Below are 19,090 nucleotides of genomic sequence, written 5' to 3'. Positions count from 1 at the left end.
ATGCCGGCGACCCGCGCTCAAGATAAGGGGCTTTGCCCCAAAGGAGATAGGCATGAACCAAGAGGTCATGAACCTTTTCAATCCGCAGATGCCTGCACAGACCTTCGATTCGATCCGGATCTCGATCGCGTCGCCGGAGAAGATCCTCTCGTGGTCGTTCGGCGAGATCAAGAAGCCGGAAACCATCAACTACCGGACGTTCAAGCCGGAACGCGACGGCCTTTTCTGCGCGCGCATCTTCGGACCCATCAAGGACTATGAGTGCCTGTGCGGCAAGTACAAGCGCATGAAGTACAAGGGCATCATCTGCGAAAAGTGCGGCGTCGAAGTCACGCTGTCGCGTGTTCGTCGCGAGCGCATGGGCCACATCGAGCTTGCTGCCCCGGTCGCCCACATCTGGTTCCTGAAGTCCCTGCCGAGCCGCATCTCGACGCTGCTCGACATGACGCTGAAGGATATCGAGCGCGTTCTCTACTTCGAAAACTACATCGTCACCGAGCCGGGCCTGACCTCTCTGAAGGAGAACCAGCTTCTCTCGGAAGAAGAGTACATGATCGCCGTCGACGAGTTCGGCGAAGATCAGTTCACGGCGATGATCGGCGCGGAAGCGATCTACGAGATGCTCGCCTCGATGAACCTCGAGAAGATCGCCGGCGATCTGCGCCAGGACATGGCTGACACCACGTCCGAGCTGAAGCAGAAGAAGCTGATGAAGCGCCTGAAGATCGTCGAGAACTTCATGGAATCCGGCAACCGCCCGGAATGGATGATCATGAAGGTCGTTCCGGTGATCCCGCCGGACCTGCGTCCGCTCGTGCCGCTGGACGGCGGTCGTTTCGCGACGTCCGACCTGAACGATCTCTACCGCCGCGTCATCAACCGCAACAACCGCCTGAAGCGGCTGATCGAACTGCGCGCACCTGGCATCATCATTCGCAACGAAAAGCGCATGCTGCAGGAATCCGTCGATGCGCTGTTCGATAACGGCCGTCGCGGCCGCGTCATCACGGGTGCCAACAAGCGCCCGTTGAAGTCGCTGTCCGATATGCTGAAGGGCAAGCAGGGCCGGTTCCGCCAGAACCTGCTCGGCAAGCGCGTGGACTATTCCGGCCGTTCGGTCATCGTGACCGGTCCGGAACTGAAGCTGCACCAGTGCGGTCTGCCGAAGAAGATGGCGCTCGAACTGTTCAAGCCGTTCATCTACGCCCGCCTCGACGCCAAGGGCTTCTCGTCCACCGTCAAGCAGGCCAAGAAGCTGGTTGAGAAGGAAAAGCCGGAAGTATGGGATATCCTGGACGAGGTTATCCGCGAGCATCCGGTTCTGCTGAACCGCGCGCCGACGCTGCACCGTCTGGGTATCCAGGCCTTCGAACCCACGCTGGTCGAGGGCAAGGCTATCCAGCTGCATCCGCTCGTCTGCACGGCTTTCAACGCCGACTTCGACGGCGACCAGATGGCCGTTCACGTGCCGCTGTCGCTTGAAGCACAGCTTGAAGCCCGCGTGCTGATGATGTCGACCAACAACATCCTGCACCCGGCCAACGGCGCGCCGATCATCGTTCCCTCGCAGGACATGGTTCTCGGGCTCTATTACCTGTCGATCATGAACCAGAATGAGCCGGGCGAAGGCATGGCCTTCTCCGACATCGGGGAACTGCATCACGCGCTCGACAACAAGTCGGTCACGCTGCATGCCAAGATCCGTGGTCGCTTCAAATCGGTCGACGAGAACGGCAAGCCGGTTTCCAAGATCTTCGAAACGACACCCGGTCGTATGCTGATCGGCGAACTTCTGCCGAAGAACGTCAACGTTCCGTTCGACGTCTGCAATCAGGAGCTGACCAAGAAGAACATCTCCAAGATGATCGACACGGTATACCGCCATTGCGGCCAGAAGGACACGGTCATCTTCTGCGACCGGATCATGCAGCTCGGCTTTGCACACGCATGCCGCGCCGGCATTTCGTTCGGCAAGGACGACATGGTCATTCCGGAAACCAAGGCGAAGATCGTCGGCGACACCGAGTCGCTGGTGAAGGAATACGAACAGCAGTACAATGACGGCCTGATCACCCAGGGCGAAAAGTACAACAAGGTCGTAGACGCCTGGGGCAAGGCCACCGAGAAGGTTGCCGAAGACATGATGGCCCGCATTAAGGCTGTCGAGTTCGACGACAACGGCCGTCAGAAGCCGATGAACGCGATCTACATGATGTCGCACTCCGGCGCCCGTGGTTCTCCGAACCAGATGCGTCAGCTGGGCGGGATGCGTGGTCTGATGGCCAAGCCCTCGGGCGAAATCATCGAGACCCCGATCATCTCGAACTTCAAGGAAGGTCTGACCGTTAACGAGTACTTCAACTCGACCCACGGTGCCCGTAAGGGTCTCGCAGACACCGCCCTGAAGACGGCGAACTCCGGTTATCTGACGCGTCGTCTCGTTGACGTTGCGCAGGATTGCATCGTCAACTCGGTCGATTGCGGTACCGAGAACGGCCTCACCATGACCGCCATCGTCGATGCCGGTCAGGTGGTTGCCTCCATCGGCGCCCGCGTTCTCGGTCGGACGGCGCTCGACAACATCGATCATCCGGTCACGGGTGAGCGTATTGTCGATGCCGGACGCATGATCCTTGAAGCAGACGTTGTCGAGATCGAGAAGGCCGGAATCCAGTCGATCCGGATCCGCTCGGCTCTGACCTGCGAAATCCAGACCGGCGTCTGCGGCGTCTGCTACGGTCGCGACCTGGCCCGCGGTACCCCTGTCAACATGGGCGAAGCGGTCGGCGTCATCGCGGCTCAGTCGATCGGCGAACCGGGCACGCAGCTCACCATGCGTACGTTCCACCTTGGTGGTACGGCAAACGTGGTCGACCAGTCGTTCCTGGAAGCGTCGTACGAAGGCACGATCCAGATCAAGAACCGCAACATGCTGCGCAACTCCGATGGCATCCTCATTGCCATGGGTCGTAACATGGCGATTCAGATCCTTGACGAACGCGGCGTGGAACGGTCCTCGCAGCGTGTCGCCTATGGCTCGAAGATCTTCGTGGATGACGGTGACAAGGTTCGTCGCGGTCAGCGTTTCGCAGAGTGGGATCCCTACACGCGTCCGATGATGACGGAAGTCGAAGGTACGGTTCACTTCGAGGATATCGTTGACGGTATCTCTGTTCTCGAAGCGACGGACGAAGCGACGGGTATCACCAAGCGTCAGGTTATCGACTGGCGCTCAACGCCGCGCGGTATCGATCTGAAGCCGGCGATCGTGATCAAGGACAAGAACGGCGTCGTTGCCAAGCTGTCGCGTGGCGGCGAGGCGCGGTTCCTGCTCTCGGTCGATGCGATCCTGTCGGTCGAGCCTGGTACGAAGGTCTCCCAGGGTGACGTGCTCGCACGTTCGCCGCTGGAAAGCGCCAAGACCAAGGACATCACCGGTGGTCTGCCACGTGTTGCCGAACTCTTCGAAGCGCGTCGTCCGAAGGACCACGCGATCATCGCGGAGATCGACGGTACGATCCGTTTCGGTCGCGACTACAAGAACAAGCGTCGCGTGCTGATCGAGCCGGCGGAAGACGGTGTCGAGCCGGTCGAGTACCTGATCCCGAAGGGCAAGCCCTTCCACCTTCAGGATGGCGACTATATCGAAAAGGGTGACTACATCCTCGACGGTAACCCGGCACCGCACGACATCCTGGCGATCAAGGGCGTGGAGGCTCTGGCTTCCTACCTCGTGAACGAGATCCAGGAAGTCTACCGCCTGCAGGGCGTTGTCATCAACGACAAGCACATCGAGGTGATCGTTCGCCAGATGCTGCAGAAGGTCGAAGTCACCGATGCCGGGGACAGCACCTATATCGTCGGCGACAGCGTGGACCGGATCGAACTGGAAGACGTCAACGACCAGCTGATCGAACAGGGCAAGAAGCCGGCTTACGGCGATCCCGTCCTGCTCGGGATCACCAAGGCGTCCTTGCAGACCCCGTCCTTCATCTCGGCCGCGTCCTTCCAGGAAACGACCAAGGTGCTGACGGAAGCGGCTATCGCCGGCAAGACCGACGGTCTTCAGGGCCTCAAGGAAAACGTCATCGTCGGCCGCCTCATTCCGGCCGGTACCGGCGGGACCATGACGCAGATCCGTCGTATCGCTACGGCGCGCGACGAGATGATCCTCGAGGAACGCCGCAAGTCCACCGGCGCGGACACGGCAACGCCGATGCTCGCCGATATGGCCAGCGAGAACGCACCTGCCGAATAATCGGTAAGGTCGAGGAACAGAAAAGCCGCCCGGAGCGATCCGGGCGGCTTTTGACGTTTAGAGGCGTAGAGTAGCGAGGAGCAACGAGCCTAGCTGCCGGATCAGTTGAACCGGATGATCGCTACTTCGCCTTCCAGCGCGCCCTTGTAGGCAGAAGCATGCGGTTCGTCCTCAGGGACGTCTTCGAGCATGCCGATCTGGTCGAGGTCGGCCTCCAGAAAGCCCTCCTCGGCCAAAGCGTTCAGAGCTTCGCGGACAGCGGAGTCGTCGTCGGCAGCGCGCAGGACGACATGAATGTCCACGCCTTCCTTGCTGCCGTCCTGTTCGAAAGCCTTCCCGATAATGATGAAGACCATGGGATCGTCGGAATTGTTGTCGTTGTCGGGAAGGACCGTCATGGAGACTCCTCTTGTCGGGTCTTTTGAAGATACGGCATTGAGCGCCGGTGAAGTGATCTATATCAAAAGCAGCAGCGCCGACAATTCGTTCCAGCGGCATCTTCGAGCAGACGCGATTCTTTCTGCAAGCTGTTGCCGATTCTCATGGTGAGCTGCGACCTGCCGCTCGGCACTCCGTATCGCAACTGCCCCGGACGCGCCAAAAACCCCGCATTTGCAGGGTTTCGGCCGGGCAGGAGGGGAGAATCTTTAGGATTTGCCCTTGACGGCAGGGGGGTAAAACAGTACACCCCGCCTCATCGGAGCCCATGTGAGGCTGGCTGGTTCGGAACGACACGTTCTGGAGTTCGCCTCAAACAAGGTTCAAACGCACGCTGAAGACCAAGAATGCTGCACGCAAGACGCCTGAAAAAGGCGTCCTCTGCTTTTCATGGGGCATCTGCTGAAACGCGGATCGGCCCTTGTTCGCGCATTTCCACGCGTACGCAAAAGCCGGAGACGGCATTGATCCGCCCGAAAGGGTAACGAAGATTTTGCAAGGGATGGTTATATGCCTACCGTAAACCAGCTGATCCGCAAGCCGCGTCAGGCACAGGTCAAGCGCAACAAGGTACCGGCGCTTCAGGAAAATCCGCAGAAGCGCGGCGTCTGCACACGCGTCTACACGACGACCCCGAAGAAGCCGAACTCGGCACTTCGTAAGGTTGCCAAGATCCGTCTGACCAATGGCTTCGAAGTCATCGGCTACATCCCGGGCGAAGGCCACAACCTGCAGGAACACTCCGTCGTGATGATCCGCGGCGGCCGCGTGAAGGACTTGCCGGGCGTTCGCTACCACATCATCCGTGGTGTTCTCGATACCCAGGGTGTCAAGAACCGTAAGCAGCGCCGCTCGAAGTACGGCGCGAAGCGTCCGAAGTAATCGACCACCAGCGCCATTTCGCTGGGTTAACAAAGATAAAGTTGAGAGACGAAACATATGTCCCGTCGCCATAGTGCAGAAAAGCGTGAGATCAACCCGGACCCCAAGTTCGGCGATCTCGTTGTCACCAAGTTCATGAACGCCATCATGCTTCATGGAAAGAAGTCGGTTGCTGAAAACATCGTTTACGGTGCTTTCGATGCCGTACAGGGCAAGCTGAAGCAGGAGCCGGTCGCCGTGTTCCATTCGGCTCTCGACAACATCGCTCCGCACGTAGAAGTCCGTTCGCGCCGTGTTGGTGGTGCGACGTACCAGGTTCCGGTCGATGTTCGTCCGGAGCGCCGTCAGGCTCTCGCCATCCGTTGGTTGATCGCCGCAGCTCGCAAGCGCAACGAAACGACCATGATCGATCGCCTCTGCGGCGAACTCATGGACGCCGCGAACAATCGCGGTAGCGCAGTGAAGAAGCGCGAAGATACGCACAAGATGGCAGACGCCAACCGCGCCTTCTCGCACTACCGCTGGTAATCGACGTACATTTTCGAAAGGCAGTCCATCATGGCTCGCGAATATAAAATCGAAGACTACCGCAACTTCGGGATCATGGCGCACATCGACGCCGGCAAGACCACGACCACCGAGCGGATTCTTTACTACACCGGCAAGTCGCACAAGATCGGCGAAGTGCACGACGGCGCTGCCACCATGGACTGGATGGAGCAGGAGCAGGAACGCGGCATCACCATCACGTCCGCTGCGACCACGACCTACTGGAAGGGTCGCGACGGCAAGATGCGTCGCTTCAACATCATCGACACCCCCGGCCACGTCGACTTCACGATTGAAGTCGAGCGCTCGCTGCGTGTTCTCGATGGCGCGATTGCTCTCCTCGATGCCAACGCTGGCGTCGAGCCGCAGACGGAAACCGTCTGGCGTCAGGCTGAAAAGTACAACGTTCCGCGCATGATCTTCTGCAACAAGATGGACAAGACGGGCGCTGACTTTTATCGCTCTGTGTCCATGATCAAGTCGCGTCTCGGCGCGATCCCGGTCGTCATGCAGCTCCCGATCGGTGCGGAAACGGAATTCAAGGGCGTTATCGACCTGATCGAGATGAATGCTCTCGTCTGGCGCGACGAGTCGCTCGGCGCTCAGTGGGACGTCGTCGAAATCCCGGATGACATGAAGGACCAGGCTCAGGAATATCGTGAGCTTCTGATCGAGACTGTCGTCGATATCGACGAAGAAGCGATGGAAAACTACCTGAACGGCGTTATGCCGGACAACGACAAGATCCGCGCGCTCGTTCGTCGTGGCACCATCGACGTGAAGTTCCACCCGATGTTCTGCGGCACGGCCTTCAAGAACAAGGGCGTTCAGCCTCTGCTCGACGCCGTCTGCGACTACCTGCCGTCGCCGGCCGATATCCCTGCCATCAAGGGTATCGACGTCAAGACGGAAGCGGAAATCGAACGTCATGCTTCGGATGAAGAGCCGCTTTCCATGCTCGCATTCAAGATCATGAACGACCCCTTCGTCGGTTCGCTGACCTTCGCCCGCATCTATTCCGGCAAGCTCGAAAAGGGCACGTCGGTCATGAACACGGTCAAGGAAAAGCGCGAGCGCGTCGGCCGCATGCTGCAGATGCACTCCAACTCGCGTGAAGACATCGAAGAAGCCTTTGCGGGCGACATCGTTGCTCTCGCGGGTCTCAAGGAAACCACGACAGGCGACACGCTTTGCGATCCCCTGAAGCAGGTTATCCTCGAGCGGATGGAATTCCCTGAGCCGGTCATCCAGATCGCGATCGAGCCGAAGTCCAAGGGCGACCAGGAAAAGATGGGCCTCGCGCTCAACCGTCTGGCTGCCGAAGACCCGTCGTTCCGCGTCAAGACCGACGAAGAGTCTGGGCAGACGATCATCGCCGGCATGGGCGAACTTCACCTCGACATCCTCGTCGACCGCATGCGTCGCGAGTTCAAGGTCGAAGCCAACGTCGGTGCGCCGCAGGTTGCTTATCGTGAGACGATCACGAAGAAGCACGAGGAAGATTACACGCACAAGAAGCAGTCCGGTGGTACCGGTCAGTTCGCGCGCGTCAAGATCATCTTCGAACCGAACCCGGATGGCGACGAGTTCAAGTTCGAGTCCAAGATCGTTGGTGGTTCCATTCCCAAGGAATACATCCCCGGCGTTCAGAAGGGCATCGAAAGCGTGCTGTCTTCCGGTCCGCTGGCTGGCTTCCCGATGCTCGGTGTCAAGGCGACGCTCATCGACGGTGCCTTCCATGACGTCGACTCCTCGGTCCTCGCCTTCGAAATCGCATCGCGTGCCTGCTTCCGTGAAGCATCGCGCAAGGCCGGCGCTCAGCTGCTCGAGCCGATGATGAAGGTCGAAGTCGTCACTCCCGAAGATTACGTCGGCGACGTCATCGGCGACCTGAACTCCCGCCGTGGCCAGATCCAGGGCCAGGAAAGCCGCGGTATCGCCGTGGTGATCAGCGCCAACGTTCCGCTGGCCAACATGTTCAAGTACGTCGACAACCTGCGCTCCATGAGCCAGGGCCGCGCGCAGTACTCGATGGTCTTCGATCACTACGCACCGGTTCCGTCGAACGTCGCAACCGAAATCCAGGCGAAGTACTCCGGTCAGAAGTGACCGGAGCTTGACTGACGCCCGTTAAAACAGAATTGAACCCCGCAAGGGGCCACAGATGGAGAGCCGAAAATGGCAAAGAGCAAGTTTGAACGCAACAAGCCGCACGTGAACATCGGAACGATCGGTCACGTCGACCATGGCAAGACGTCGCTGACGGCAGCGATCACGAAGTACTTCGGTGAGTTCAAGGCGTACGACCAGATCGACGCTGCACCGGAAGAAAAGGCGCGCGGCATCACCATCTCGACGGCACACGTCGAATACGAGACGCCGGCCCGCCACTACGCGCACGTCGACTGCCCCGGCCACGCCGACTACGTCAAGAACATGATCACCGGTGCTGCCCAGATGGACGGCGCGATCCTCGTCTGCTCGGCAGCCGACGGCCCGATGCCCCAGACCCGCGAGCACATCCTGCTGGCCCGTCAGGTCGGCGTTCCCGCGATCGTCGTGTTCCTCAACAAGGTCGACCAGGTTGACGACGCCGAGCTTCTCGAGCTCGTCGAGCTGGAAGTCCGCGAACTTCTGTCGTCCTACGACTTCCCCGGCGACGACATTCCGATCGTCAAGGGTTCGGCTCTGGCCGCTTTGGAAGACTCCGACAAGAAGATCGGCGAAGACGCAATCCGCGAACTGATGGCGGCTGTCGATGCCTATATCCCGACGCCTGAGCGTCCGATCAACCTGCCGTTCCTGATGCCGATCGAAGACGTGTTCTCGATCTCGGGTCGTGGTACGGTCGTGACCGGTCGCGTCGAGCGCGGCATCGTCAAGGTCGGTGAAGAAGTCGAGATCGTCGGCATCCGCGCGACGTCCAAGACGACGGTGACCGGCGTTGAAATGTTCCGCAAGCTGCTCGACCAGGGCCAGGCCGGCGACAACATCGGTGCTCTCGTTCGCGGCGTCACCCGTGACGGCGTCGAGCGTGGCCAGATCCTGTGCAAGCCGGGTTCGGTCAAGCCGCACAAGAAGTTCATGGCTGAAGCCTACATCCTGACGAAGGAAGAAGGCGGCCGTCATACGCCGTTCTTCACGAACTACCGTCCGCAGTTCTACTTCCGCACGACGGACGTGACGGGCATCGTGACGCTTCCGGAAGGCACGGAAATGGTCATGCCGGGCGACAACGTCACCGTTGCCGTCGAGCTGATCGTTCCGATCGCTATGGAAGAAAAGCTGCGCTTCGCTATCCGCGAAGGCGGCCGTACCGTCGGCGCCGGCATCGTGGCTTCGATCGTCGAGTAATCAGCGGCTAGGCCGTTGACCTAGCAGGAACCGGGCGCTAACAACCCGGTTCCTGCGCTTTTTGACAAGACGCGGCCGACCGTAACAATTGAAGATTTGGCGTATGGCCAGTTGCCCATACGGAAAAAAGGACTAGTCGAATGAACGGCCAGAATATCCGCATCCGCCTCAAGGCGTTTGATCACCGGATCCTCGATGCCTCCACGCGCGAAATCGTGTCGACGGCCAAGCGTACGGGCGCCAGCGTCCGTGGCCCCGTGCCGCTGCCCACGCGTATCGAAAAGTTCACGGTCAACCGGTCGCCCCACGTCGACAAGAAGAGCCGCGAACAGTTCGAGATGCGCACGCACAAGCGTCTTCTCGATATCGTCGATCCGACCCCGCAGACGGTCGACGCCCTGATGAAGCTCGATCTGGCCGCCGGCGTCGACGTCGAGATCAAGCTCTAAAGGCCCCTCCCGGAACGCTTCGGACCGGGTGGATATAACAAGGAAGGTACGTGGACATTCCGTCCAACGACTTCCAGAAACGGGTGACCAATGGCGCAAATGCCGGATGGAAGCCTTGAACAAAGAGGCTGAAGGGGTTTTCCCCGACAGGGACTCTGAAGAGGAATGAACCGATGCGTTCAGGTGTGATTGCACAGAAAGTGGGAATGACCCGGGTCTACAACGACGCCGGCGAGCACATTCCAGTGACCGTGTTGCGGATGGAAAACTGCCAGGTGGTGGGCCAGCGCACGGAAGAAAAGAACGGCTACGTCGCCGTGCAGCTCGGCGCAGGCCAGGCGAAGGTGAAGAACACGCCGAAGGCGATGCGCGGGCATTTCGCCGCTGCAAACGTCGAGCCGAAGGCGAAGCTCGTCGAGTTTCGGGTTACCTCGGAAAACCTGATCGACGTCGGCTCCGAGCTGACGGCTAGCCACTTCGTCACCGGTCAGCTGGTTGACGTTACCGGTACTTCGATCGGTAAGGGCTTTGCCGGCGCCATGAAGCGCCACAACTTCGGCGGTCTGCGTGCAACGCACGGCGTTTCGGTCTCGCACCGTTCGCATGGTTCGACCGGTTCCAACCAGGATCCGGGCCGCGTCTGGAAGGGCAAGCGCATGGCTGGTCACATGGGCCAGACGCGCATCACCACCCAGAACCTCGAAGTCGTATCCACCGATGAAGACCGTGGTCTGATCCTCGTCAAGGGTGCCGTACCCGGCTCCAAGGGCTCCTGGATCGTCGTCCGCGACGCCATCAAGGCCGGCATCCCGGAAAACGCTCCGCGTCCGGCCGGCGTTCGCGCAGCAGCACATGAGGGAGCCGAATAATGGATCTCACCGTCACCACACTGGATGGTAAGGACGCAGGCACGGTTTCCCTGTCCGACGCCATCTTTGGCCTGGACGTACGCCAGGACCTGATCGCCCGCGTTATCCGCTGGCAGCTCGCCAAGAAGCAGCAGGGCACGCACAAGACCCTGACGCGCGGCGAAGTTTCCCGCACCGGCGCCAAGATGTACAAGCAGAAGGGTACGGGCCGCGCTCGTCACCACTCCGCACGCGCTCCGCAGTTCCGAGGCGGTGGCAAGGCTCATGGCCCGGTCACGCGCAGCCACGAGCATGACCTTCCCAAGAAGGTTCGCGCACTCGGCCTGCGTCATGCGCTTTCTGCCAAGCTGAAGGCCGACGAGCTGATCATCGTGGACAGCCTCGTTGCGGCTGAGGCCAAGACGAAGACGCTGACCGGTGCATTCGCATCGCTGGGTCTGACCAACGCCCTCTTCATCGGCGGCGCCGAGCTCGACAACAACTTCAAGCTCGCTGCCAAGAACATCCCGAACGTGGACGTTCTTCCGATCCAGGGCATCAACGTTTACGACATTCTGCGTCGTGGCAAGCTCGTGCTTTCCAAGGATGCGATCGAGGCTCTGGAGGAGCGGTTCAAGTGACGGATCTTCGCCATTATGATGTGATCCTCTCTCCGTCGATCACAGAAAAGTCCACGCTGGTTTCTGAACAGAACCAGATCATCTTCAACGTCGCCAAGGACGCATCGAAGCCTGAAATCAAGGCTGCGATCGAAGCTCTGTTCGGCGTCAAGGTTACGGCAGTGAACACGCTTCTCCGCAAGGGCAAGCTCAAGCGCTTCCGTGGCTTCGCTGGCCGGCAGCGGGATGTCAAGAAGGCGATCGTCACACTTGCTGACGGTCAGTCCATCGACGTCTCCACCGGACTCTAAAGGTTAAACCCAGAGCGGTTTCATAACCCCCGGGTAAGGACCCAAAAGGGAACAAGAAAATGGCATTGAAAAGTTTCAATCCGACGACCCCGAGCCAGCGTCAGCTGGTCATCGTCGACCGTTCTTCGCTCTACAAGGGCAAGCCGGTCAAGTCGCTGACACAGGGTCTCACCAAGAGCGGTGGTCGCAACAACCTGGGCCGCATCACCGCCCGCTTCATCGGCGGCGGTCACAAGCGGACCTATCGCCTGATCGACTTCAAGCGTCGCAAGTTCGACGTTGACGGCACGGTCGAGCGTCTGGAATACGACCCGAACCGTACGGCGTTCATCGCGCTGATCAAGTACGAAGACGGCACGCAGGCCTACATCATTGCTCCGCAGCGTCTCGCTGTCGGCGACAAGGTGATCGCCTCCGAAAAGGCCGTCGATGTCAAGCCCGGCAACACCATGCCGCTGCAGTTCATCCCGGTCGGCTCCATTATCCACAATGTGGAAATGAAGCCCGGCAAGGGTGGCCAGATGGCACGCTCGGCTGGCACCTATGTTCAGCTCGTCGGTCGTGACCAGGGCATGGCGATCCTTCGCCTCAACTCCGGCGAACAGCGCCTCGTTCATGCGAGCTGCCTCGCGTCGATCGGCGCCGTGTCCAACCCGGATCATGGCAACATCAACGACGGCAAGGCTGGTCGTACCCGCTGGCGCGGCAAGACCCCGCATAACCGCGGCGTCGTCATGAACCCGGTCGACCACCCGCATGGCGGTGGTGAAGGCCGCACCTCGGGTGGCCGTCATCCGGTCACACCGTGGGGCAAGCCGACCAAGGGCAAGCGTACGCGTTCGAACAAGTCGACCGACAAGTTCATCATGCGTTCGCGCCACCAGCGCAAGAAGTAAGAAGAGGTAGTCACAAATGGCTCGTTCAGTATGGAAAGGTCCGTTCGTCGACGGCTATCTTCTCAAGAAGGCTGAGAAGGTTCGCGAAGGCGGGCGCAATGAGGTCATCAAGATGTGGAGCCGTCGCTCCACGATCTTGCCGCAGTTCGTCGGTCTGACCTTTGGCGTCTACAACGGTTCCAAGCATGTTCCCGTCAATGTCAATGAAGACATGGTCGGTCACAAGTTCGGTGAATTCTCTCCGACCCGGACCTACTACGGTCACGGTGCGGACAAGAAGGCAAAGAGGAAGTAACGATGGGTAAGGCAAAAGCCGAACGTCGGCTGGCGGATAATGAAGCGCAGGCTGTTGCGCGCACGATCCGCGTCAGCCCCCAGAAGCTCAACCTCGTTGCCGCGATGATCCGCGGCAAGAAGGTCGACCGTGCTCTGGCCGAACTTGAATTCTCCCGCAAGCGTATCGCCGGCACGGTCAAGAAGACCCTGGAATCGGCCATCGCAAACGCCGAGAACAACCACGACCTCGACGTCGACTCGCTCGTCGTCGCGGAAGCTTTCGTTGGCAAGTCGATGGTGATGAAGCGCTTCCACGCTCGTGGTCGCGGCCGTGCATCGCGGATCGAAAAGCCGTTTGCACACTTGACGATCGTTGTTCGTGAAGTGGAAGCCAAAGGGGAGGCCGCATAATGGGCCAGAAAATCAATCCAATCGGTTTCCGTCTCGGCATCAACCGGACCTGGGATAGCCGTTGGTTCGCTGACAATGCCGAGTACGGCAAGCTGCTTCACGAAGACCTGAAGATCCGCAAGTATCTGATGGAAGAACTGAAGCAGGCCGGCATCTCGAAGGTCGTCATCGAGCGGCCGCACAAGAAGTGCCGCGTTACGATCCACTCGGCTCGTCCGGGTCTGATCATCGGCAAGAAGGGCGCAGACATCGAAAAGCTGCGTCGCAAGCTGTCCGAAATGACCAACTCGGAAACGCATCTCAACATCGTTGAAGTGCGCAAGCCGGAAGTTGACGCGACGCTCGTCGCGCAGTCGATCGCTCAGCAGCTCGAGCGCCGCGTGGCTTTCCGCCGCGCAATGAAGCGTTCGGTTCAGTCGGCCATGCGTCTGGGTGCCGAAGGCATCAAGATCACCTGCGCCGGCCGTCTGGGTGGCGCTGAAATCGCCCGCACCGAGTGGTACCGCGAAGGTCGCGTTCCGCTTCACACGCTTCGCGCCGACATCGACTACGGTGTTGCCGAAGCTGTGACGGCATTCGGTATCTGCGGCATCAAGGTCTGGATCTTCAAGGGCGAAATCCTTGAGCACGATCCGATGGCCTCCGAGCGCCGTGCGAGCGAGAGTGACAGTCAGGGTAGTGGTGGACGTGATCGCGATCGCGATCGTGATCGCCGTCGTGAAAACGCGTAACAGTCGCGTTTGGCAGCCAATATCGGAGAATTAAAAAAATGTTGCAGCCAAAGCGTACGAAGTATCGCAAGCAATTCAAGGGCCGCATCAAGGGCGTAGCCAAGGGCGGATCTGATCTCGCTTTCGGCGAATTCGGCCTGAAGTCCTTGGAACCGAACCGCGTCAATGCGCGCGAGATCGAAGCGGCCCGCCGCGCGATCACGCGTCACATGAAGCGTGCCGGCCGCGTTTGGATCCGCGTATTCCCGGATGTTCCGGTCACCGCGAAGCCGACCGAAGTCCGCATGGGTAAGGGTAAGGGCTCCGTCGAATACTGGGCGTGCAAGGTCAAGCCTGGTCGTATGATGTTCGAGATCGATGGCGTCAACGAGGAGCTCGCACGCGAAGCCCTTCGTCTTGGTGCTGCGAAGCTCTCCGTCAAGACGCGCTTCGTTCAGCGCATTGCGGAGTAAGGAGAAGCCCCATGAAAGCCAATGACGTTCGGGCGCTCAGCGCCGACCAGCTCAACGACGAGCTTGCCAAGCTGAAGAAGGAGCAGTTCAACCTGCGCTTCCAGAAGGCGACCGGCCAGCTTGAAAAGTCGTCGCGCATCAACGAGGTCCGCAAGGACATCGCGCGCATCAAAACCATTGCCCGCCAGAAGGCGGCAGAAGCCAAGGCCTAAGGACCAAGAAAAATGCCGAAACGCATTCTGCAGGGCACCGTCGTCTCCGACAAGAACGAGAAGACCGTCGTCGTACGGGTCGAGCGGCGCTTTGCGCACCCGATCCTCCAGAAGACCGTCCGTCGCTCCAAGAAGTACAAGGCGCACGACGAGAAGAACCAGTTCAAGGTCGGCGACCTTGTTTCCATTCAGGAATGCGCGCCGATCTCCAAGGACAAGTGCTGGACGGTTATTTCCGCCCAGGCTTAATTCGACCAGACGTCACGCCTTTGGCGCCGCGCAGTGTCGCAAGACATGGAAGCGCGGCGTCTTCGTAAGGTGCGGGTCCTGTTGCATTGGCCAATTTGGCCGGTCGGTGGGACACGCCCCTTGTAATCGGCGAGAATCTCTGTATTAAGCAGCCACGGAACGCTCGGGGTTACGAGCGTTCTTTTGCTTTGAGCGCACGGAAGGTCCTGTCTTCAGGAAACCACCCTGGCAAGACCGATCCCGCGCTGTCGCATCATGTCCCGCCCGTTTCTTCGAAAGAGGCGAGGGACTGGGAATGCCATTGAAAGCATTGTGGCGTGCCGCCCTTCGCAAGAGGGTGCAGCGCGCCGCTTGCAAATTTTCATAAGCCGGAACAGGGGGCTCTCTTTGAAGATAAGGAGATCCCAACCGGTTCGGTCACAACAAGAAGGCGACCTGACATGATTCAGATGCAAACAAACCTCGACGTGGCGGATAATTCCGGCGCACGTCGTGTCATGTGCATCAAGGTGCTGGGCGGCTCCAAGCGCAAGTATGCTTCCGTAGGCGACGTCATCGTCGTTTCGATCAAGGAAGCTATTCCGCGCGGCCGCGTCAAGAAGGGCGATGTGATGAAGGCGGTCGTCGTACGCACCGCCAAGGACATCCGTCGTCCGGACGGCAGCGTCATCCGCTTCGATAACAACGCAGCTGTTCTTATCGATAACAAGAAAGAGCCGATCGGCACCCGTATCTTCGGACCGGTTCCGCGCGAGCTTCGCGCCAAGAACCACATGAAGATCATCTCGCTGGCTCCAGAAGTACTGTAAGGGGCGATTAGAGATGAATAAGATTCGTAAGGGCGACAAGGTCGTCGTACTCGCCGGCAAGGACAAGGGCCGCACCGGCGAAGTTATCCAGGTCATGCCGAAGGACGACAAGGCTGTCGTGCGTGGCGTCAACATGGTGAAGCGTCACCAGCGCCAGACCCAGAGCCAGGAAGCCGGCATCATCAACAAGGAAGCCCCGATCCACCTGTCGAACATCGCGATCGCTGACACGGACGGCAAGGCCACCCGCGTTGGCTTCCGTATCGACGGCGACAAGAAGGTTCGCGTGGCCAAGCGTTCGGGAGATGTTATCTGATGGCTGAGACCAAGACCTATGAGCCGCGGCTCAAGAGCGAGTACAACGCTCGCATTCGTCCGGCGCTGCGGGAGAAGTTCTCCTACGCCAACGAAATGATGATCCCGAAGCTCGACAAGATCGTCATCAACATGGGTGTGGGCGAAGCGACCGGCGACTCGAAGAAGCCTTCGATCGCTGCTGCCGACCTCGCTGCGATCGCCGGCCAGAAGCCGGTTGTCACCAAGGCCCGTACCTCCATCGCCGGCTTCAAGCTGCGCGAAGACATGCCGATCGGCGCAAAGGTTACCCTGCGCGGCGCACGCATGTACGAATTTCTGGACCGCCTGATCAACATCGCGCTTCCGCGCGTTCGCGACTTCCGCGGACTGAACCCGAAGTCCTTCGACGGCCGTGGCAACTTTGCCATGGGCGTGAAGGAACACATTGTGTTCCCTGAGATCAACTACGACAAGGTCGATCAGATGTGGGGCATGGACATCATCGTTTGCACGACGGCCACGACGGACGACGAAGCGCGGGCTCTGCTCACAGAGTTCAACTTCCCGTTCCGCCAGTAAGCCGTAACGACAAGCAGAAGGATTACGTTTCATGGCGAAAACGAGCGCAGTTGAAAAGAACAAGCGCCGCCGCAAGCTGGTTACCCAGCAGGCCTCCAAGCGGGCCGAGCTGAAGGCGACCATCATGAACCAGTCTCTTCCGATCGAAGAGCGGTTCAAGGCAACTCTGAAACTGGCAAGCCTGCCGCGTGATGGGTCGAAGACCCGCGTTCGCAACCGTTGCGAAGTCACCGGCCGTCCGCGCGCCTACTACCGGAAGCTGGGAATGTCCCGTATCGCCCTGCGCGAACTGGGCAATTTCGGCAAGATCCCGGGTATCGTGAAGTCGAGCTGGTAAGGAGACGGGCAAATGACAATGACTGATCCCTTGGGCGATATGCTCACCCGTATCCGTAACGGCGCTGCACGCCGCAAGACGAACGTAACGACGCCGGCCTCCAAGCTTCGCGCTCGCGTTCTCGACGTGCTGCAGTCGGAAGGCTACATCCGCGGCTACTCCGAAGTCGATTTCGACAACGGCAAGTCCGAGCTCAACATCGAGCTGAAGTACTACGAAGGCGCGTCGGTGATCCGTGAGATCGGCCGCGTGTCCAAGCCGGGCCGCCGGGTTTATGTCTCGGTCAAGTCCATTCCGCAGGTCGCGAACGGTCTCGGCATCACCATCCTTTCGACTCCGAAGGGTGTGATGGCCGATCACCAGGCTCGTGAACAGAACGTCGGCGGCGAGGTCCTCTGCTCCGTATTCTAATACGGAACAGGGATCTCCAGAACGAACAGACAGGATTGAAACATGTCTCGTATCGGTAAGAAGCCCGTTCAGGTTCCCGCTGGTGTCACCGCGACTGTCGATGGACAGAAGGTGACGGCAAAGGGCCCGAAGGGCGAACTGTTCTTCGTCGCCAACGACGAAGTCTCTGTAAAGCTGGAAGACAACGCCGTTGTCGTCGAGCCGGTCAGCCAGTCCAAGGACGCTCGTTCCAAGTGGGGCATGTCCCGCACGATGGTCGAGAACATCCTGAAGGGCGTGAAGGATGGCTTCGAGCGCAAGCTCGAAATCAACGGCGTCGGTTATCGTGCGGCGCTGCAGGGCAAGAACCTGCAGCTGGCACTCGGCTTCAGCCATGACGTCGTTTACCAGACGCCGGAAGGCATCACGATCGCTGTTCCCAAGCCGACGGAAATCGTCGTTTCGGGTATCAACAAGCAGCAGGTCGGCCAGGTGGCCGCAGAGATTCGCGAATATCGCGGTCCCGAGCCCTACAAGGGCAAGGGCGTGAAGTACGCGGGCGAGCGGATCATCCGCAAAGAAGGCAAGAAGAAGTAAGGATCACGCGAAATGGCTAGCAGGAAAGATAATCTTGTACGTCGCGCTTCGCGCGTTCGTCGTCAAATCAAGGCGGTCGCCAACGGCCGTCCGCGCCTGTCGGTTCATCGCTCGTCGAAGAACATCTACGCACAGGTCATCGACGATGTCGCCGGCACGACGCTGGCGTCCGCTTCGACGCTCGACACCGGTCTCCGCACGTCGTTGAAGACGGGCGCTGACACGGCGGCAGCTGCTGCCGTCGGCAAGCTCCTCGCGGAGCGTGCTTCCGAAGCTGGCGTCAAGGACGTCGTCTTCGACCGTGGCGCCTTCATCTATCATGGCCGCATCAAGGCCCTGGCTGAAGCTGCCCGCGAAGGTGGCCTTAACTTCTAAGTTCGATAGGGAAAGTCCGAATGCGACTTTCCGAATCTGACGAAGACAAGTAAGGCTCCGATTTCCACGACGGGCCGGCCCGGTATATCCGGGCCGAAGCCTTGTTGGGAATTCGCCGTACTCTCGAACATCGAGGGGCGGCACCGATCAATCTGCCGATTGCACCCGGAAAAGAAAAAGGAAAAGGACAATGGCACAAGAAAGAAGAGGTTCTCGCGACGACCGCCAGAACCGCGAAGAGCGCGACAGCGAATTCGTTGACAAGCTCGTTGCTATCAACCGCGTCGCCAAGGTGGTGAAGGGCGGCCGTCGTTTCGGCTTTGCTGCTCTTGTCGTCGTCGGCGACCAGAAGGGCCGCGTCGGCTTTGGGCATGGCAAGGCGCGCGAAGTGCCGGAAGCCATCCGCAAGGCTACCGAAGCTGCCAAGCGCGAACTGATCTTCGTTCCGCTTCGCTCCGGTCGTACCCTGCATCATGACGTTCACGGCCGCCACGGCGCCGGCAAGGTCCTGCTGCGTGCCGCTAAGGCTGGTACCGGCATCATCGCCGGCGGCCCGATGCGCGCCGTTTTCGAAACGCTCGGCATGCACGACGTCGTTGCCAAGTCGACCGGTTCGTCCAACCCCTACAACATGATCCGCGCCACTTTCGATGCTCTGAAGAACCAGATGCACCCGAAGGATATCGCGGCACAGCGCGGCCTCAAGTTCGCTACGCTGCAGGCCCGTCGCGAAGCGGCTGGCGTCACGTCGGAAGAATAAGGGAGTCCGT

Annotated in this window: 25 protein-coding genes; 24 read left to right on the top strand and 1 reads right to left on the bottom strand. The window is 59.7% G+C overall.

The features are described from left to right. Window positions 1-52: 52 nt before the first annotated feature. Window positions 53-4,258 carry a DNA-directed RNA polymerase subunit beta' gene (gene rpoC, locus BSG19_RS10990; protein ID WP_092987794.1) on the top strand — a complete coding sequence of 1,402 codons (4,206 nt, stop codon included), beginning with the start codon at window positions 53-55 and terminating at the stop codon, window positions 4,256-4,258. Between the two features lie 101 nt (window positions 4,259-4,359). Here rpoC and BSG19_RS10985 read toward each other — a convergent pair whose 3' ends face one another. Continuing rightward, entirely contained in the window at window positions 4,360-4,656 is a 297-nt protein-coding gene (locus BSG19_RS10985) for a transcriptional regulator (protein WP_092987792.1), read from the bottom strand. A gap of 550 nt (window positions 4,657-5,206) precedes the next feature. Between BSG19_RS10985 and rpsL the strand changes: the two genes are divergently transcribed. The 23 genes from rpsL (at window position 5,207) to rpsE (ending at window position 19,080) form a co-directional block, all read left to right on the top strand. Beyond that, entirely contained in the window at window positions 5,207-5,578 is a 372-nt protein-coding gene (gene rpsL, locus BSG19_RS10980; RefSeq protein WP_003507760.1) for a 30S ribosomal protein S12, read from the top strand. Window positions 5,579-5,635: 57 nt separating this feature from the next. Then, complete coding sequence (gene rpsG / locus BSG19_RS10975) at window positions 5,636-6,106, top strand: 30S ribosomal protein S7 (protein WP_018325882.1); 471 nt, start codon at window positions 5,636-5,638, stop codon at window positions 6,104-6,106. A 30-nt stretch (window positions 6,107-6,136) separates the two neighbouring features. Then, window positions 6,137-8,236: an elongation factor G gene (fusA, locus tag BSG19_RS10970; protein WP_092987790.1), complete on the top strand. Its 2,100-nt coding sequence runs from the start codon at window positions 6,137-6,139 to the stop codon at window positions 8,234-8,236. A gap of 69 nt (window positions 8,237-8,305) precedes the next feature. Next, window positions 8,306-9,481, top strand: coding sequence for an elongation factor Tu (gene tuf, locus BSG19_RS10965; RefSeq protein WP_092987788.1), 1,176 nt, complete (start codon window positions 8,306-8,308; stop codon window positions 9,479-9,481). Between the two features lie 140 nt (window positions 9,482-9,621). Then, window positions 9,622-9,930: a 30S ribosomal protein S10 gene (gene rpsJ / locus BSG19_RS10960; RefSeq protein WP_003507767.1), complete on the top strand. Its 309-nt coding sequence runs from the start codon at window positions 9,622-9,624 to the stop codon at window positions 9,928-9,930. Between the two features lie 173 nt (window positions 9,931-10,103). Then, window positions 10,104-10,799: a 50S ribosomal protein L3 gene (gene rplC / locus BSG19_RS10955; RefSeq protein ID WP_062468299.1), complete on the top strand. Its 696-nt coding sequence runs from the start codon at window positions 10,104-10,106 to the stop codon at window positions 10,797-10,799. Then, on the top strand, window positions 10,799-11,419 hold the full coding sequence (gene rplD / locus BSG19_RS10950; RefSeq protein ID WP_092987786.1) for a 50S ribosomal protein L4: 621 nt from the start codon (window positions 10,799-10,801) through the stop codon (window positions 11,417-11,419). Before rplC ends, rplD begins: the two co-directional genes overlap by 1 nt. Then, on the top strand, window positions 11,416-11,709 hold the full coding sequence (locus tag BSG19_RS10945; RefSeq protein WP_062468296.1) for a 50S ribosomal protein L23: 294 nt from the start codon (window positions 11,416-11,418) through the stop codon (window positions 11,707-11,709). Before rplD ends, BSG19_RS10945 begins: the two co-directional genes overlap by 4 nt. Before the next feature lie 59 nt (window positions 11,710-11,768). Continuing rightward, window positions 11,769-12,605 carry a 50S ribosomal protein L2 gene (gene rplB / locus BSG19_RS10940; RefSeq protein WP_092987784.1) on the top strand — a complete coding sequence of 279 codons (837 nt, stop codon included), beginning with the start codon at window positions 11,769-11,771 and terminating at the stop codon, window positions 12,603-12,605. A gap of 16 nt (window positions 12,606-12,621) precedes the next feature. After that, window positions 12,622-12,900, top strand: coding sequence for a 30S ribosomal protein S19 (gene rpsS / locus BSG19_RS10935; protein WP_092933401.1), 279 nt, complete (start codon window positions 12,622-12,624; stop codon window positions 12,898-12,900). A 2-nt stretch (window positions 12,901-12,902) separates the two neighbouring features. Then, entirely contained in the window at window positions 12,903-13,292 is a 390-nt protein-coding gene (rplV, locus tag BSG19_RS10930) for a 50S ribosomal protein L22 (protein WP_062596581.1), read from the top strand. Further along, entirely contained in the window at window positions 13,292-14,023 is a 732-nt protein-coding gene (gene rpsC, locus BSG19_RS10925) for a 30S ribosomal protein S3 (protein ID WP_092987782.1), read from the top strand. The genes rplV and rpsC overlap by 1 nt, the downstream gene beginning before the upstream one ends. Before the next feature lie 38 nt (window positions 14,024-14,061). Then, on the top strand, window positions 14,062-14,475 hold the full coding sequence (gene rplP, locus BSG19_RS10920; protein WP_062601052.1) for a 50S ribosomal protein L16: 414 nt from the start codon (window positions 14,062-14,064) through the stop codon (window positions 14,473-14,475). An 11-nt stretch (window positions 14,476-14,486) separates the two neighbouring features. Then, window positions 14,487-14,687, top strand: a complete 201-nt coding sequence (gene rpmC / locus BSG19_RS10915) for a 50S ribosomal protein L29 (RefSeq protein ID WP_062468286.1) — start codon at window positions 14,487-14,489, stop codon at window positions 14,685-14,687. 12 nt (window positions 14,688-14,699) lie between these two features. Further along, complete coding sequence (rpsQ, locus tag BSG19_RS10910) at window positions 14,700-14,936, top strand: 30S ribosomal protein S17 (RefSeq protein WP_062468284.1); 237 nt, start codon at window positions 14,700-14,702, stop codon at window positions 14,934-14,936. A gap of 440 nt (window positions 14,937-15,376) precedes the next feature. After that, window positions 15,377-15,745: a 50S ribosomal protein L14 gene (rplN, locus tag BSG19_RS10905; protein ID WP_062468282.1), complete on the top strand. Its 369-nt coding sequence runs from the start codon at window positions 15,377-15,379 to the stop codon at window positions 15,743-15,745. A gap of 13 nt (window positions 15,746-15,758) precedes the next feature. Beyond that, window positions 15,759-16,061 carry a 50S ribosomal protein L24 gene (gene rplX / locus BSG19_RS10900; protein WP_062596578.1) on the top strand — a complete coding sequence of 101 codons (303 nt, stop codon included), beginning with the start codon at window positions 15,759-15,761 and terminating at the stop codon, window positions 16,059-16,061. Further along, complete coding sequence (gene rplE, locus BSG19_RS10895) at window positions 16,061-16,621, top strand: 50S ribosomal protein L5 (RefSeq protein ID WP_092987780.1); 561 nt, start codon at window positions 16,061-16,063, stop codon at window positions 16,619-16,621. Before rplX ends, rplE begins: the two co-directional genes overlap by 1 nt. A gap of 31 nt (window positions 16,622-16,652) precedes the next feature. Next, the gene (rpsN, locus tag BSG19_RS10890; protein WP_062596576.1) at window positions 16,653-16,958 is read left to right on the top strand and encodes a 30S ribosomal protein S14; all 306 of its coding nucleotides are present in this window, start codon (window positions 16,653-16,655) and stop codon (window positions 16,956-16,958) included. A 12-nt stretch (window positions 16,959-16,970) separates the two neighbouring features. Further along, window positions 16,971-17,369, top strand: a complete 399-nt coding sequence (gene rpsH / locus BSG19_RS10885) for a 30S ribosomal protein S8 (RefSeq protein ID WP_062468274.1) — start codon at window positions 16,971-16,973, stop codon at window positions 17,367-17,369. A 42-nt stretch (window positions 17,370-17,411) separates the two neighbouring features. Then, window positions 17,412-17,945: a 50S ribosomal protein L6 gene (gene rplF, locus BSG19_RS10880; protein ID WP_062596575.1), complete on the top strand. Its 534-nt coding sequence runs from the start codon at window positions 17,412-17,414 to the stop codon at window positions 17,943-17,945. A 12-nt stretch (window positions 17,946-17,957) separates the two neighbouring features. Beyond that, complete coding sequence (gene rplR, locus BSG19_RS10875) at window positions 17,958-18,320, top strand: 50S ribosomal protein L18 (RefSeq protein ID WP_062468270.1); 363 nt, start codon at window positions 17,958-17,960, stop codon at window positions 18,318-18,320. Between the two features lie 190 nt (window positions 18,321-18,510). Next, the gene (rpsE, locus tag BSG19_RS10870) at window positions 18,511-19,080 is read left to right on the top strand and encodes a 30S ribosomal protein S5 (RefSeq protein WP_092987778.1); all 570 of its coding nucleotides are present in this window, start codon (window positions 18,511-18,513) and stop codon (window positions 19,078-19,080) included. Window positions 19,081-19,090: the final 10 nt, after the last annotated feature.

It is taken from the genome of Rhizobium sp. NFR03 (assembly GCF_900111275.1).
GTDB lineage: Bacteria > Pseudomonadota > Alphaproteobacteria > Rhizobiales > Rhizobiaceae > Ferranicluibacter.
This window is presented reverse-complemented; position numbering and strand designations above follow the sequence as displayed.

What these genes read in the sequence shown, in the direction of transcription:
- rpoC (WP_092987794.1), top strand. Translation starts at nt 53, where the DNA reads ATGAACCAAGAGGTCATGAACCTTTTCAATCCGCAGATGCCTGCACAG.
- BSG19_RS10985 (WP_092987792.1), bottom strand. Translation starts at nt 4,656, where the DNA reads ATGACGGTCCTTCCCGACAACGACAACAATTCCGACGATCCCATGGTC.
- rpsL (WP_003507760.1), top strand. Translation starts at nt 5,207, where the DNA reads ATGCCTACCGTAAACCAGCTGATCCGCAAGCCGCGTCAGGCACAGGTC.
- rpsG (WP_018325882.1), top strand. Translation starts at nt 5,636, where the DNA reads ATGTCCCGTCGCCATAGTGCAGAAAAGCGTGAGATCAACCCGGACCCC.
- fusA (WP_092987790.1), top strand. Translation starts at nt 6,137, where the DNA reads ATGGCTCGCGAATATAAAATCGAAGACTACCGCAACTTCGGGATCATG.
- tuf (WP_092987788.1), top strand. Translation starts at nt 8,306, where the DNA reads ATGGCAAAGAGCAAGTTTGAACGCAACAAGCCGCACGTGAACATCGGA.
- rpsJ (WP_003507767.1), top strand. Translation starts at nt 9,622, where the DNA reads ATGAACGGCCAGAATATCCGCATCCGCCTCAAGGCGTTTGATCACCGG.
- rplC (WP_062468299.1), top strand. Translation starts at nt 10,104, where the DNA reads ATGCGTTCAGGTGTGATTGCACAGAAAGTGGGAATGACCCGGGTCTAC.
- rplD (WP_092987786.1), top strand. Translation starts at nt 10,799, where the DNA reads ATGGATCTCACCGTCACCACACTGGATGGTAAGGACGCAGGCACGGTT.
- rplB (WP_092987784.1), top strand. Translation starts at nt 11,769, where the DNA reads ATGGCATTGAAAAGTTTCAATCCGACGACCCCGAGCCAGCGTCAGCTG.
- rpsS (WP_092933401.1), top strand. Translation starts at nt 12,622, where the DNA reads ATGGCTCGTTCAGTATGGAAAGGTCCGTTCGTCGACGGCTATCTTCTC.
- rplV (WP_062596581.1), top strand. Translation starts at nt 12,903, where the DNA reads ATGGGTAAGGCAAAAGCCGAACGTCGGCTGGCGGATAATGAAGCGCAG.
- rpsC (WP_092987782.1), top strand. Translation starts at nt 13,292, where the DNA reads ATGGGCCAGAAAATCAATCCAATCGGTTTCCGTCTCGGCATCAACCGG.
- rplP (WP_062601052.1), top strand. Translation starts at nt 14,062, where the DNA reads ATGTTGCAGCCAAAGCGTACGAAGTATCGCAAGCAATTCAAGGGCCGC.
- rpmC (WP_062468286.1), top strand. Translation starts at nt 14,487, where the DNA reads ATGAAAGCCAATGACGTTCGGGCGCTCAGCGCCGACCAGCTCAACGAC.
- rpsQ (WP_062468284.1), top strand. Translation starts at nt 14,700, where the DNA reads ATGCCGAAACGCATTCTGCAGGGCACCGTCGTCTCCGACAAGAACGAG.
- rplN (WP_062468282.1), top strand. Translation starts at nt 15,377, where the DNA reads ATGATTCAGATGCAAACAAACCTCGACGTGGCGGATAATTCCGGCGCA.
- rplX (WP_062596578.1), top strand. Translation starts at nt 15,759, where the DNA reads ATGAATAAGATTCGTAAGGGCGACAAGGTCGTCGTACTCGCCGGCAAG.
- rplE (WP_092987780.1), top strand. Translation starts at nt 16,061, where the DNA reads ATGGCTGAGACCAAGACCTATGAGCCGCGGCTCAAGAGCGAGTACAAC.
- rpsN (WP_062596576.1), top strand. Translation starts at nt 16,653, where the DNA reads ATGGCGAAAACGAGCGCAGTTGAAAAGAACAAGCGCCGCCGCAAGCTG.
- rpsH (WP_062468274.1), top strand. Translation starts at nt 16,971, where the DNA reads ATGACAATGACTGATCCCTTGGGCGATATGCTCACCCGTATCCGTAAC.
- rplF (WP_062596575.1), top strand. Translation starts at nt 17,412, where the DNA reads ATGTCTCGTATCGGTAAGAAGCCCGTTCAGGTTCCCGCTGGTGTCACC.
- rplR (WP_062468270.1), top strand. Translation starts at nt 17,958, where the DNA reads ATGGCTAGCAGGAAAGATAATCTTGTACGTCGCGCTTCGCGCGTTCGT.
- rpsE (WP_092987778.1), top strand. Translation starts at nt 18,511, where the DNA reads ATGGCACAAGAAAGAAGAGGTTCTCGCGACGACCGCCAGAACCGCGAA.